Source organism: Burkholderia orbicola (assembly GCF_900100915.1).
In the GTDB taxonomy this organism is placed as follows: domain Bacteria; phylum Pseudomonadota; class Gammaproteobacteria; order Burkholderiales; family Burkholderiaceae; genus Burkholderia; species Burkholderia orbicola.
Window position 1 is genome coordinate 2709237 of record NZ_FNKW01000001.1, and the last position, 13250, is coordinate 2722486.

The following is a 13250-nucleotide window of genomic DNA, read 5'->3' on the forward strand; positions in this document are numbered from 1 at the left end:
GATAGCGGGGATATCGCAAGACGTTGGTGATGGCCACGGCGAGCGGTCGCAGGGGCGGGAGCGGCAACAGGACAAACCGGACCTGATGCGATCGCGCCGCCACTCGACGCTACCGGTCAAGGCTTTGCCTCGCCTTGCCTAGCGCCCGCGGCCGAGACGATGCGGCTTTGTGCCGCCACGAGTTGATCATCGGTGGTCGCCACCAGCCACAGACGTGCATGCTCCTCGATCCGGCGGTTGTGGTCCTTCAACGGCCCCAGCGCGGCAGCGGCCTTCCAGACCACCGGGCCGATTCGGCTACTTCTGCCCGATGGCGCGCCTACCAGCAGGCAATAAGGTCCCAGCGGAAGCGAGACGAACGGCAGTGCCGGACTGGCGATCACGCGCCAGTCGATGAACGGTGTGTCGCTGATCAGCAGCGGCGTGGGCAAGCCGTAGAGCACACTGAAATCGTACAGCGCCAGCTGTTCTCGCATGCCGACGTAAATTCGCCGGATGTCGTCGACGACCGCCGCGCGGATCTCGTCCTCGAACATCGGTTCCTGCGCGTAGCGGGCCCATGCCTGGCGAGCCTCCCGTTGATACGCGCTGAACAGGCCGATCTCCACGCAATCCTGCACGGCGCGCTGAACCTCCGCCACGGAACCGGCTTCCCCGGGCGTGCCCAATTGAGCCGCCCGCAAAAAGCGGGCAAGTCCGGCATCGTGGATCGCGGGACCCTCCGCGGACGTGTCGTCCTCAGCGTTCTTGCCCAGCGGCACGTAGGTATATTGCTCGGCGGCGAAATGCGATTTCTTGCCTTCGTCGAACTTGATTTCGCCATCCACGCAGTCCAGATAGCGCGTCCCGATTCGACCGTGCTCCCAGACCCAGTTTTTCAGGAACGGACGGAGTGGATGCAGTCTGTCGTGCTCGGCCATCGAACCTCCAAGTTTTCCCGGTATGAGCCACGCGGGCAACCCGCCGCACACTCCGTGCCGTCACGGGCCCGTGCTACAGGGCGAGCGTGCCCAGCTCCTCGTAAGTACGATGCAGCCAGACCTTGACGCGCTGCCGCTCCAGCAAGCCGAGCCCCGTGGCGGCGCGGTCGGGATGATTGACCGCCGCCCAGAAGCTCGCGCTTTGTCGATCGATCTTCTGCATCGTCGTATCGGGCAGGCGGCGCAGCGTAATCACGCTGGCGCCGAGGGCTTCGGCCCGCTCGCGTTCGCCGGAGGCCTCCAGAATCTCGAAGCGATCGCCGCGGACTTCATTCAGCACCAGCACCAGCTTGATTCGTCCGCCGAATTCGTCGAGCCATTGCCGCAGCAGATCGACCGAATCGCGTCCAGTGTCCATCACGTGCCACCACGTCAGCGTTAGGCCGTGTTCCTCGGCGAAGTCGACTACGTCGGAATCGTCGAGCCACTTGGCGAGCGACTGCCGCGTCTGGGCCGCGAGGTCGACCAGTATGCGCCGTTGCGGATCTTCGAGCGCCGATTCCATGACCGGATCGAGGCTGTCATGCTGGTCGAGCACGGCAGGCGCGGCAAAATCGGCATAGAACCGCAGGAGCGCGCCGTGCGATCGGTCGGTATCGAAGCCCACGAAGGGCATGCTCCGATCGATGAAATACTGGGCCAGCACGCGGGCTGCGAGCGATTTGCCGACGCCGCCCTTTTCCCCGCCAATGAAGTGGATGTGACTCATGCTTACGAAATCCCGTGTGATGGAGCAGGTATGGCCAGAGCGGATATTGGCAGGCTTCGATGACGTTACGGCGCAACCGGTCCCGTCGAAAGAAAATGCGTGCGCGGCACCAGCATGCTGTCTGGCCAACGCCGGTGTCAAACTGAACAAAATGGCGACCCGTTCCGGCGGCTGCCGGGCACGGTGCGCGGCGAGCCGACGTTGCATGCACTGCCGTACGACGCGCGGTCGTCAGGCAGCAAAAACGCATGGGCTCGCGTATCGCGTCGACGCTCAATCGTCGTTGCCCCATCGCCACCGGGGCTTCTCGCCCTTGAGCCAGCACACCGCAGTCAGCAGCGCGACCAGCACCACGAGGCATGCCCCGTACGCCACCGGCGACCGATGCGGCGGCACGAGCCATGCACTCGTGATGACGCCGATCGCGAACAGCAGCACGACCCAGCCCTGCCACGCGACCGGCAATCCCCATCCCCAGCCGTAGCGCTTCGCCGGAAACCAGATCTTCTTGTCGTGCGAGGTCATGCGCTCTCCTGTGGGTCCGCGAATGCAGCGTAGCGCCGACGGGATTCGACGTCACGCGTGGCGGGGCACGCGTCGGCGGCCTCCGCCTCCCACCAATGCTATCCTCTCGTCCGCTCATCCAGCGTCACCCAGCGAGATTCAACCATCATGACCCGACTGATCAAGCGTGCGTCCGCCGAGGCACGCGCGTTCAAGCAACGCAAGCCGTCCGCCTACAACGGCTCCGAAAAACTCCAGCCGCCGCGCGTGAAGCGCCGCCCGGACATCGACGAACACGACGACGTGCCGGTACTCGAAGCGCCGCGCAAGCCGCGTTTCGCGCCCGTGACGTTCTCCGAAGAAGGCGGCGTGCGCTTCCTGCACTTCGGTACCGAGTGGGTGCAGGGCGCGATGCGGATCTCGAAGCCGCTGCATATCGAGCTCGAATACGCGCAGCAGATGATGGCCTGGCTGCTGTTTCTCGAAACGCCGGAACGGATCGTCCAGCTCGGGCTCGGCACCGGCGCGCTGACCAAGTTCTCGCATCGTTTCCTGCCGCACGCGAAGGTCGAGGCCGTCGAGCTGAACCCGGCGGTGATCGTCGCCGCGCGCACGATGTTCGCGCTACCGCCCGACGACGTGCGCCTCGCCGTGCACGAAGCCGACGCGTGGGACTTCGTCAACGACCCGGCCAACCGCGGCACGGCGGGCGCGATCCAGATCGACCTGTACGACGCGACCGCGCGCGGCCCCGTGCTCGACAGCGTCGCGTTCTACCGCGCGGTGCGCGGCTGCCTCGCCGATGCCGGCATCGCGACGATCAACCTGTTCGGCGATCATCCGAGCTTCGTGCGCAACATGAAGCACCTGAATGCGGCGTTCGACCACCGCGTGATCGCGCTGCCCGAAGTGCACGACGGCAACCGCATCGCGATCGCGTTCTCGGGCCCCGCGCTCGACGTGCCGTTCGCCCAGCTCGACGCCCGCGCGAAGCTGATCGAGGACACGCTCAAGCTGCCCGCGCGCAAGTGGGTGAAAGCTTTGAAAGCAACGGACGGCGCACGCGATACCGCGTTCTCGATCTGACGCCGGATGCGCCGGCGCAGGCCGGCGCATCCCAGTGACAAGGGGCGGATCACCTCGGGTTCGCCCCTGCTTGACCGCGTACTCGCGGCTCCTATACTGGCGCGAAGCCAGGGGAGCCGCAGCCTACCCGTTTCGCCGCTCCTCTCGGTGCCGTACCCGCTCAACAAGATCGATAACCGGGATAGAAGAGGAGACGTCATGGCTCACGATGCCGACGCCAACCGGGCCGCGAAGCGCTGGCTCTGGCTGCTGGTACTGCCGTTGATCGCGATGGTCTGGGTGCCGTCGTACAGCAAGATCGAACCGCAATGGTTCGGTTTTCCGTTTTTCTACTGGTACCAGTTGCTCTGGGTCTTCATCAGCGCGGTGATCACCGCGTTCGTGTACTTCAAGACCAAGAACGCGTGGAAGGCGAGCGGTACGCAAGGAGGTGCGCAATGAATCTCGGCGCGACCTTCGTCTTCGTCCTGCTGTTCATCGGCGTCACGATCATCGGTTTCCTGGCCGCGAACTGGCGGCGTGGCGATCTCGCCCATCTCGACGAATGGGGCCTCGGCGGACGCCGCTTCGGCACGATCGTCACGTGGTTTCTGCTCGGCGGTGACCTCTACACGGCCTACACGTTCGTCGCGGTGCCCGCGCTCGTGTTCGGCGCCGGCGCGATGGGCTTCTTCGCGCTGCCGTACACGATCCTGATCTATCCGTTCGCGTTCGTCGTGTTCCCGAAACTGTGGAGCATCGCGAAGCGGCACGGCTACGTGACGGCCGCCGACTTCGTCAACGCGCGCTACGGCAGCCGGATGCTCGCGCTGGCGATCGCGGTGACGGGCATCGTCGCGACGATGCCGTACATCGCGCTGCAGCTCGTCGGCATCGAGGTGGTGATCGGCGCGCTCGGCTTCGACACGACCGGCTTCGTCGGCGACCTGCCGCTGATCATCGCGTTCGCGATCCTCGCCGCCTACACGTACACGTCGGGGCTGCGCGCCCCCGCGATGATCGCGATCGTGAAGGACGTGCTGATCTACGTCACGATCGCCGCCGCGGTCATCGTGATCCCCGCGAAGCTCGGCGGCTTCGGGCACATCTTCTCCGCCGTGCCGCCCGCGAAGCTGCTGCTGAAGGCGCCCGACGCGATGAGCCTGAACGGCTACAGCGCGTACGCGACGCTCGCGATCGGCTCGGCGCTCGCGCTGTTCCTGTATCCGCACTCGGTCACGGCGATCCTGTCGTCGTCGTCGGGCAACTCGATCCGCCGCAACATGGCGATGCTGCCCGCGTACTCGTTCGTGCTCGGCCTGCTCGCGCTGCTCGGCTACATGGCGCTCGCCTCCGGCGTGAAGGACATGCCGCAGTACGCGCCGTACTTCAAGGCGTTCGGCCCGAACTTCGCGGTGCCCGCACTGTTCCTCGAGTACTTCCCGTCGTGGTTCGTCGGCGTCGCGTTCGCGGCGATCGGCATCGGTGCACTGGTGCCGGCGGCGATCATGTCGATCGCCGCCGCGAACCTGTACACGCGCAACATCCACCGCGAGTTCGTGAACCGCAACATGTCGCACGACCAGGAGACGCACGTCGCGAAGCTCGTGTCGCTGATCGTGAAGGTCGGCGCGGTCGCGTTCATCCTCGGGCTGCCGCTGACCTACGCGATCCAGCTGCAGCTGCTCGGCGGGATCTGGATCATCCAGACGCTGCCGGCGATCGTGCTCGGCCTGTACACGCGCGTGCTCGACCATCGCGGCTTGCTGGCCGGCTGGGCGGCCGGCATCATCTGCGGCACGTGGATGGCGGTCTCGCTGAAGCTGGCGAGTTCGATCTTCACGATCCACCTGTTCGGCCTCGCAATTCCCGGCTACGCGGCCGTGTGGTCGCTGATCGTGAACCTGGTGGTATCGGTGGTCGTGAGCGTGCTGGTGCGCGTGATCGGCATGGCGCATGCGGAGGATCGCACGCGGCCGGAGGATTATCTCGACGTCGTCGAGAGCTGATACGGGCCGTGCGCGGCCGCGTGCCGCGCACGACGCATTGCCGGCTGCCCGGCAACGAAAACGCCCGCCACCGCAAGGTGGCGGGCGTTTCCTTTGCGTCAGCCCTGCGCGCGTTTCGCGAGCTCCTCGCGCTGCGACAGATCCTCGACGTTGACCATCCAGTGCACGCCGAAGCGATCCTTCGCCATCCCGAAGCCGAGCGCCCAGAACGTCTTGCCGAACGGCATCGTCACTTCGCCGCCGTCGGCGAGCGCATCGAACAGCTTCTGGCCTTCCTCGACCGTCGCCGGGTTCAGCGACAGCGAATAGCCGGCGTGCGCGGCGCCCGCCGGCTGGCTGCAATCGCCGTCCGAGCACATGATCATCGAGTCGCCGATCGTGAAGCTCGCGTGCATCACCTTGTCGCTCATCTCCGGCGACATCGGGTAATCGGGATTCGGCGGGGCGTCCTTGAAGTGCATCTTGAACATCGTCTTCGCGCCGAGTGCCTTTTCGTAGAACTGAAGGGCTTCGTCGGCACGACCGTAGAACGTCAGGTACGGTTGAACTTGCATCGTTGTCTCCTGGAATGAGCCGTGCCGGCGCGTCGGCGCCGGCGTGGCGTCGTGCAAGATTGACTGGGGAAAGGGCGCATCGGGAGGCGGCCGTCGCACCCGTGACGTGGATTGTAGTGCGCGCGCTTGACGATGGAATGAAAAATAAAAACGGCCGCGAACATCATGTTCGCGACCGTTTGCAGCGCTTGCTGACGGCTGTTGTCAGTCTTGCTGACAGCCGCTGACGCGCAGTGCGGCTCAGCGCAGCGCGTCGATCAGCTTCTCGAGTTTCACCGCGTCGGCGGCGAACACACGGATGCCTTCGGCGAGCTTTTCGGTGGCCATCGCTTCGTCGTTCAGCTGGAAGCGGAACGACGCCTCGTCGATCGCGACGCGCTCGGCCGGCTTGTCCTGCAGCGTTTCCGGCGACAGCTTGCGGGCGACCGTCTCGTTGCTCTCCTGCAGCTTCTGCAGCAAATCGGGACTGATCGTCAGCAGGTCGCAGCCGGCGAGCTCGGTGATCTGGCTGGTCGTGCGGAAGCTCGCGCCCATCACTTCGGTCTTGTAGCCGAACGTCTTGTAGTACGTGTAGATGCGGCGCACCGATTGCACGCCCGGATCGTTCGCGCCGCCGTCGCGCGTTTCATTCCATTCGGCGCCGGCCTGCTTCTTGTACCAGTCGTAGATGCGGCCGACGAACGGCGAGATCAGCTGCGCGCCGGCTTCCGCGCACGCGGCGGCCTGCACGAGCGAGAAAAGCAGGGTCATGTTGCACTTGATCCCTTCCTTCTGCAGCACCTCGGCCGCGCGGATGCCTTCCCACGTCGACGCGAGCTTGATCAGGATGCGCTCGCGGCCGACGCCGGCTGCTTCGTACAGCTTGATGAGCTCGCGGCCCTTGTCGATCGAGCGCTGCGTATCGAACGACAGGCGCGCGTCGACCTCGGTCGATACGCGGCCCGGGATCAGCTTCAGGATTTCGGTGCCGAATGCGATCAGCAGGCGGTCGATGATGAAATCGGTGCTTTCGTTGCGATGATCGCGGACGGTTTTCTCGAGGATCGGCTTGTACGCCTCCTTCTGGACAGCCTTCAGGATCAGCGACGGGTTCGTGGTCGCGTCCTGCGGCTTGTATTGCGCAAGCTGCTGGAAGTCGCCCGTGTCGGCGACGACGGTCGTGTACTGCTTCAACTGGTCGAGTGCGGTAGTCATGGCGATTCGGAAGAAGAGCGCGGGGCGCCGGGTTCTCACGGGCCGCGCGAGCGCGGCGGCGAAGCGAAGCGGCGCCGGACGCCGCTTCCGATCCATCATTTTAGGCCCGATTCGTGTCGCGCACGTTTTGGCGTGCCGGGCGGGCGCGGCGGCGCGCGCCGCGGCAGGCGGCCGAGCCGCGTCACCCGGGGCGCCGCGCGTTCAGGATCACCTGCGTGACGACCCCGGCGACGAGCCCCCAGAATGCCGAGCCGATCGACAGCAGCGTGAGGCCCGACGCGGTCACCATGAACGTGACGAGCGCCGCTTCGCGCTGCTTCACGTCCTGCATTGCGTTCGCGAGGCCGCTCATGATCGAGCCGAACAGCGCGAGCGCCGCGACCGACACGACGAGCGCTTTCGGCAGCGCCGCGAACAACGCGGCGATCGTCGCGCCGAAGACGCCGGCGACCAGGTAGAACGTGCCGCACCACACGGCGGCCGTGTAGCGCTTCGCGTGGTCCTCGTGCGCTTCGGGGCCGGTGCAGATCGCGGCCGTGATCGCCGCGAGGTTCACGCCGTGCGAGCCGAACGGCGCGAGCAGCAGCGACGCGAGGCCGGTCGTCGCGATCAGCGGCGACGACGGCGTCGGGTAGCCGTCCGCGCGCAGCACCGCGATGCCCGGCACGTTCTGTGACGCCATCGCGACGACGAACAGCGGAATGCCGATGCTGACGATCGACGCGATCGAGAACGCGGGCATCGTGAACACGGGTTGCGCGAGCGCGATGTGGAAGCGGCTGAAATCGAGCAGGCCGAGGCCGCCGGCTACCACTGTGCCGACGATCAGCGTCGTCACGATCGCATAGCGCGGCGCGAGGCGCTTCACGATCAGGTAGGTGAAGAACATCGCGAGCACCAGCGCGGTCTGGAACTGCGCGGCGCGGAAGATCTCGATGCCGATCTCGAACAGGATGCCCGCGAGCAGCGCGGCCGCGATGCCGGCCGGAATGCGCTTCATCAGCGTGTCGAACAGCCCGCTCACGCCGACGGCCGTCAGCAGCAGCGCGCACACGACGAACGCGCCGATCGCCTCGGGGTAGGGCACGCCGGGCAACGACGCGATCAGCAGCGCGGCGCCGGGCGTCGACCACGCGACCACGACGGGCGCGCGGTAGCGCAGCGACAGGCCGATCGTCGTCACCGCCATGCCGATCGACAGCGCCCAGATCCACGACGAGATCTGCGCATCGGTGAGGTGGGCGGCGCGGCCGGCCTGGAACATCAGCACGAGCGAACTCGTGTAGCCGGTCATCATCGCGACGAAGCCGGCGACGAGCGCGGACACGGACGTATCGGCGAAAAAGCGGCGGCCGCCGGCGCGGCCGGCACTCGCGGTGGACGAAGGGTTCATGCTCTCTCCGGGGCGGCCGCTCGGATGCGGCCTGTATATCTGCGAGTGGGTGTCGTTACTTGCTGAGTGCGCGCATCGCGGTTTCGAGGCCCGCGAGCGTGAGCGGATACATGCGATGGCCGAGCAGGTCGCGGATGACCGCGACCGACTGCCGGTACTCCCATAGTCGCTCGGGCTCGGGGTTCAGCCATGCATGATGCGGAAACTGGTCGGCGAGACGGCGCAGCCACACGGCGCCGGCTTCCGGGTTGTTGTATTCGACCGAGCCGCCGGGCTGCAGCACTTCGTACGGGCTCATCGTCGCGTCGCCGACGAAGATCAGCTTGTAGTCGGGCGTGAACTTGTGCAGCACGTCCCACGTCGCGGTGCGTTCCGCGTGGCGGCGGCGGTTGTTCTTCCACAGGTGGTCGTACACGCAGTTGTGGAAGTAGAAGAATTCGAGGTGCTTGAATTCGGCCTTCGCGGCCGAGAACAGCTCTTCGGTGCGCTTGATGTGGTCGTCCATCGAGCCGCCGACGTCCAGCAGCATCAGCACCTTCACGTTGTTGTGGCGCTCGGGCACCATCCGCAGGTCGAGCCAGCCCGCGTTCGCGGCCGTGCTGCGGATCGTGCCGGGCAGGTCGAGCTCCTCGGCGGCGCCTTCGCGCGCGAAGCGGCGCAGCCGCCGCAACGCGACCTTGATGTTGCGCGTGCCGATCTCGACCGAATCGTCGTAGTCGCGGTACGCGCGTGCTTCCCACACCTTCACCGCGGTGCGGTTGCCGTTCGACGGGCCGCCGATGCGCACGCCTTCCGGGTTGTAGCCGCCGTGCCCGAACGGCGACGTGCCGCCCGTGCCGATCCATTTGTTGCCGCCTTCGTGGCGTTCCTTCTGCTCGTCGAGCAGCGCCTTCAAACGCTCCATCAGCTTGTCGAGCCCGCCCATCGCGTCGATCTGCGCCTTCTCTTCCGGCGACAGCTCGCGCTCGAGGCGCTTCTCGAGCCAGTCGAGCGGGATGTCGAACGCCTCGGACGGCAGCGCGGACACGCCATGGAAATACGCACCGAACGCCTGGTCGAACTTGTCGAAGTACTGCTCGTCCTTGACGAGCGTCATCCGCGCGAGGAAGTAGAACGCGTCGATCGACGGCGAGATCAGACCGGCCTTCAGCGATTCGAGCAGCGTCAGGTATTCCTTCACCGAGACGGGCAGCTTGGCTGCGCGCAGCGCGTAGAAGAAATTGAGCAGCATGGCCGGGCCTTCGCGGGGTGAGGGAGGATTACCGGTTGTGCCGGTTCATGTAGACGAGCCGCTCGAGCAGGCTCAGATCCTGCTCGTTCTTCAGCAGCGCGCCGGCGAGCGGCGGCACGATCTGCTTCGCGTCCGCGCCGCGCAGCGCGTCGGCCGGGATGTTCTCGGCGAGCAGCAGCTTCAGCCAGTCGAGCAGCTCGGACGTCGACGGCTTCTTCTTCAGGCCCGACACGCCGCGCAATTCGAAGAAACTCTCGAGCGCCGCGCGCAGCAGTTCCTCGCGGATGTCGGGGAAGTGCACCGCGACGATCTTCTGCATCGTCGACGGGTCGGGAAACTGGATGTAGTGGAAGAAGCAGCGGCGCAGGAATGCGTCGGGCAGCTCCTTCTCGTTGTTCGACGTGATGATGACGAGCGGGCGGTGCTTCGCGCGGACCGTCTCGCGCGTCTCGTACACGTGGAACTCCATCCGGTCGAGCTCGCGCAGCAGGTCGTTCGGGAATTCGATGTCGGCCTTGTCGATCTCGTCGATCAGCAGCACGCTCGGCTGCTCGGCGTCGAACGCCTGCCACAGCACGCCCTTGACGATGTAGTTCGCGATGTCCTTCACGCGCTCGTCGCCCAGCTGCGAATCGCGCAGCCGCGACACGGCGTCGTATTCGTACAGGCCCTGCTGCGCCTTGGTGGTCGACTTGATGTGCCACTGCAGCAGCGGCATGTCGAGCGCGGCGGCCACTTCCTCGGCCAGCATGGTCTTGCCGGTGCCGGGCTCGCCCTTGATCAGCAGCGGGCGTTGCAGCGTCAGCGCGGCATTGACCGCGAGCTTCAGATCGTCGGTGGCGACGTAGTGCGAGGACCCTTCGAAACGCATGGCGACGCTCTTCTTCATCGGGGAAAAAACCCAGTATAAGTCAGAAGGGCTGTCCGGGCGGGCCGCGCCCGCGTATCGTTGCAGGGCTGTGGCGGGGCGAACCGGGGCGCCGTATGGACGCGTTCCCCGCCGACGCGGTACAATCTGGCCGTTTTTTTTGGCCTGCGTGGCGACCGACAAGCAAAACGGCGCGGGCCGTTGCCGCTTCGGCGCCAGTTTCCCCTCAAGCTAGGTTACAAGAGCTATGAACAAATTCGTCGGCAAACACGTCGTTGTCGCAGCGCTCGTGGCGCTCGCGGGCAGCGCGCAGGCGGCCGGTGTGGTCGGCAACCCGAAGGACGGGGCGAGCAAGGCCGCCATGTGCATCGGTTGCCACGGCATCCAGGACTACCGCGCGGCGTACCCGGAGGTCTACCGGGTGCCTGTCCTCGGCGGCCAGAACCAGCAATACCTCGAGAACGCGCTGAAGGCCTACCGCAAGAAGGATCGTCACTTCCCGTCGATGAATGCGATCGCCGGCTCGCTGACCGACCAGGACATCGCGGATCTGTCGGCGTACTACGCCGCCCAGAAGGCCGACACGAAGGACAACCCCTACAAGTAAAGCGCGCGCCGCCGATCTCTCCGGCGGGACAGGAGCATTCATGAACAACGCATTCAAGACGGCGGCGGTTGCACTGGCGGCCGGCCTCGCGATCGGTACCGCGCACGCCGCGGACATCTCGAAGGGCAAGGAACTGGTCGAATCGCACAACTGCGCGGCCTGCCACGGCGCGCAGCTGAACAAGCCGATCAACGCGGAGTACCCGCGCCTCGCCGGCCAGCACGCCGACTATCTCGTGTGGGCGATGCGCCAGTACCAGATGGGGCTGACGAACCCGCTGATCGGCCGCAACAACGCGATCATGCAGGCGCAGGTACAGAACCTGTCGGTCAGCGACATGAAGGACATCGCGTCCTACATCGAATCGCTGAAGGAAACCGACCTCGTGTTCAAGAAGTAAGCGCGACGGGCCTCACGGGCTCGCGCAGCAAGAATACCCCGCCTCGGCGGGGTATTTTTTTGTCCGCGGCCCGGCTGTCCGCAGCCCGGCGCGGCGGGATGTGCCGGGCCTGCGCGCTCAGTCGCGCGACGCGCGGCGCAGGATGCGCTGCAGGTACGCGTCGGTATCGGGCGGCGTGTTGGTGCGCTGCGCTTCCCAGATCGTCTCGCCGAGACATTCCATGATCGCGTGCTGCGCGTCGTGGGTCGAGTCGAGCTTCGCGGCCAGCTTGTCGTGCGCGGCGCGGATGCCGGGCGGCTGGTCGATCGACAACTGCTCGCTGATCGCGAGGTGCATCGACAGGTGCAGGAACGGGTTGGTGCGGCCTTCCTCGGGCGTGTAGTTGCGCGCCTCCGCGCCGTCGGCGTCGGCCAGGTCGTCGTGGTACTCGGGATGCTCGACGATCCAGTCGGCCGCGATCGCTTCCAGCGGCGTGAGGATTTCGCCCGCGCGCTGCTTGCGCCAGGTCTCGGTGAAAAAGCGACGCACGTCGTCGCGGCTTGGATTGAACATGGTGGGGGAAACGTCGTGATTCGGACGGCGTCATGCCGCGTCGGGCATTGTACGCCGGCGCGACGGACGGCGCTGGCGCCGGCCCCGGGAGCGGTCGGCGCGGATCGCGCGGCCGCCCGCCGCGCAACGGGTAAGCGCGGGGTAGGCTCGGCGCCGCTGCGCCGCTACACTCCGACGATTCCCGTCACGGCGCCCCGTTCGCCCGTTTCATCATGACTGCCACCGTTCGCTCATCGTCCGACGCCCTGCAGGGCGCGTTCTACGTCGCGTTGTCCGCCGCCGCGTTCGGCGCGATGGCGATTTTCGGCCGCTATGCGTATGCGGCCGGCGTCGACGTGCTCGGGCTGCTGATCGTGCGCTTCGCGATCGGCGGCGCGGTGCTCGCGGCGATCGCACGGCACCGCCGCGTCGCCTGGCCGCGCGGCCGGGCGCTCGCGCCGCTGGTGGCGATGGGCGCGCTCGGCTACGTCGGGCAGTCGTTCTGCTATTTCAGCGCGCTGCAGCACGCGCAGGCGAGCCTCGTCGCGCTGCTGCTGTACCTGTACCCGGCGTTCGTCACGCTGCTGGCCGCGTGGTGGCTCGGCGAGCGCCTGACACGGGCGAAGGCCGTCGCGCTGGTGCTGTGCGTCGCGGGTTCGGCGCTGATGGTCGGCGGCGGGCACGGCGAGCCGCTCGGGATCGCGCTGGCGCTGGCCGCCGCGGTGATCTACTCGCTGTATATCGTCGGCGGCACGAAGGCGACGCGCGGCGTCGATCCCCTCGCGACCACCGCGATCATCTGCCTGTCGGCCACCGCGACGCTCGTCGCGATCGCCGTCGTGCGAACGGCGGCGTTCGGCGCGCCGCCGCGCTGGCCCGCGACGGCCGGCGGCTGGGCGTCGATGCTCGCGATCGCGCTGGTGTCGACGGTTGCGGCCATGCTCGCGTTCTTCGCCGGGCTCGAGCGGCTCGGGGCCGCGCGCACGTCGATGCTGTCGACGCTCGAACCGGTCGTGACGGTCGCGCTCGCGGCGCTGCTGTTCGGGGAAGCGTTGTCGCCGCTGCAGTGGGCGGGCGGCGTCGCGATTCTGGCGGCCGTGCTGGCGCTCGTGCGCGCGGGCGGCGCGGCCGCCGACGACGCGACGGCGACATCCAACGCGTAAGCGGGGAAGGGAGCGGGCGTCGCGACGGCGCCTGCGGAGCTC

Annotated in this window: 15 protein-coding genes; 6 read left to right on the forward strand and 9 right to left on the reverse strand. The window is 66.8% G+C overall.

Translation table 11 applies throughout. The features are described 5' to 3' along the window. Positions 1 to 116: 116 nt before the first annotated feature. The 3 genes from BLS50_RS12965 to BLS50_RS12975 all read right to left on the reverse strand — a co-directional run bounded on the left by BLS50_RS12965 (position 117) and on the right by BLS50_RS12975 (position 2214). Positions 117 to 920: a hypothetical protein gene (locus tag BLS50_RS12965; protein WP_074802373.1), complete on the reverse strand. Its 804-nt coding sequence runs from the start codon at positions 918 to 920 to the stop codon at positions 117 to 119. A 73-nt stretch (positions 921 to 993) separates the two neighbouring features. Further along, on the reverse strand, positions 994 to 1689 hold the full coding sequence (locus tag BLS50_RS12970; protein ID WP_011545877.1) for a P-loop NTPase family protein: 696 nt from the start codon (positions 1687 to 1689) through the stop codon (positions 994 to 996). Between the two features lie 273 nt (positions 1690 to 1962). Beyond that, the gene (locus tag BLS50_RS12975) at positions 1963 to 2214 is read right to left on the reverse strand and encodes a hypothetical protein (RefSeq protein ID WP_074802374.1); all 252 of its coding nucleotides are present in this window, start codon (positions 2212 to 2214) and stop codon (positions 1963 to 1965) included. A gap of 147 nt (positions 2215 to 2361) precedes the next feature. Between BLS50_RS12975 and BLS50_RS12980 the strand changes: the two genes are divergently transcribed. From BLS50_RS12980 to mctP, 3 genes are all read left to right on the forward strand, one after another. Further along, positions 2362 to 3279, forward strand: coding sequence for a class I SAM-dependent methyltransferase (locus BLS50_RS12980; protein ID WP_027813788.1), 918 nt, complete (start codon positions 2362 to 2364; stop codon positions 3277 to 3279). Positions 3280 to 3477: 198 nt separating this feature from the next. Further along, the gene (locus tag BLS50_RS12985) at positions 3478 to 3720 is read left to right on the forward strand and encodes a DUF3311 domain-containing protein (protein WP_006478185.1); all 243 of its coding nucleotides are present in this window, start codon (positions 3478 to 3480) and stop codon (positions 3718 to 3720) included. Next, entirely contained in the window at positions 3717 to 5267 is a 1551-nt protein-coding gene (gene mctP / locus BLS50_RS12990; protein ID WP_011545875.1) for a monocarboxylate uptake permease MctP, read from the forward strand. Before BLS50_RS12985 ends, mctP begins: the two co-directional genes overlap by 4 nt. Before the next feature lie 98 nt (positions 5268 to 5365). On the opposite strand, the gene BLS50_RS12995 is transcribed toward mctP, so the two are convergent. From BLS50_RS12995 to BLS50_RS13015, 5 genes are all read right to left on the reverse strand, one after another. After that, on the reverse strand, positions 5366 to 5821 hold the full coding sequence (locus BLS50_RS12995; RefSeq protein WP_011545874.1) for a VOC family protein: 456 nt from the start codon (positions 5819 to 5821) through the stop codon (positions 5366 to 5368). Positions 5822 to 6061: 240 nt separating this feature from the next. Further along, a complete protein-coding gene (gene tal, locus BLS50_RS13000) occupies positions 6062 to 7015 on the reverse strand; it encodes a transaldolase (protein ID WP_074802807.1) in 954 nt (317 codons plus the stop codon). A gap of 181 nt (positions 7016 to 7196) precedes the next feature. Further along, complete coding sequence (locus BLS50_RS13005; protein ID WP_074802375.1) at positions 7197 to 8408, reverse strand: benzoate/H(+) symporter BenE family transporter; 1212 nt, start codon at positions 8406 to 8408, stop codon at positions 7197 to 7199. 55 nt (positions 8409 to 8463) lie between these two features. Next, complete coding sequence (locus tag BLS50_RS13010) at positions 8464 to 9639, reverse strand: vWA domain-containing protein (protein WP_027813786.1); 1176 nt, start codon at positions 9637 to 9639, stop codon at positions 8464 to 8466. Between the two features lie 28 nt (positions 9640 to 9667). Continuing rightward, positions 9668 to 10510: an AAA family ATPase gene (locus tag BLS50_RS13015; RefSeq protein ID WP_027806662.1), complete on the reverse strand. Its 843-nt coding sequence runs from the start codon at positions 10508 to 10510 to the stop codon at positions 9668 to 9670. Positions 10511 to 10754: 244 nt separating this feature from the next. Here BLS50_RS13015 and BLS50_RS13020 point away from each other — a divergent pair, with 244 nt between their 5' ends. Further along, positions 10755 to 11114 (forward strand): c-type cytochrome, encoded by a 360-nt coding sequence (locus tag BLS50_RS13020; protein ID WP_006478192.1) that lies wholly within the window; start codon positions 10755 to 10757, stop codon positions 11112 to 11114. 40 nt (positions 11115 to 11154) lie between these two features. Continuing rightward, positions 11155 to 11514 (forward strand): c-type cytochrome, encoded by a 360-nt coding sequence (locus BLS50_RS13025; RefSeq protein ID WP_006478193.1) that lies wholly within the window; start codon positions 11155 to 11157, stop codon positions 11512 to 11514. A 117-nt stretch (positions 11515 to 11631) separates the two neighbouring features. Here BLS50_RS13025 and BLS50_RS13030 read toward each other — a convergent pair whose 3' ends face one another. Beyond that, a complete protein-coding gene (locus tag BLS50_RS13030) occupies positions 11632 to 12066 on the reverse strand; it encodes a DUF1841 family protein (RefSeq protein ID WP_074802376.1) in 435 nt (144 codons plus the stop codon). A gap of 212 nt (positions 12067 to 12278) precedes the next feature. On the opposite strand from BLS50_RS13030, the gene BLS50_RS13035 reads away from it, so the two are divergent. Then, positions 12279 to 13208, forward strand: a complete 930-nt coding sequence (locus tag BLS50_RS13035; RefSeq protein WP_053525447.1) for a DMT family transporter — start codon at positions 12279 to 12281, stop codon at positions 13206 to 13208. Positions 13209 to 13250: the final 42 nt, after the last annotated feature.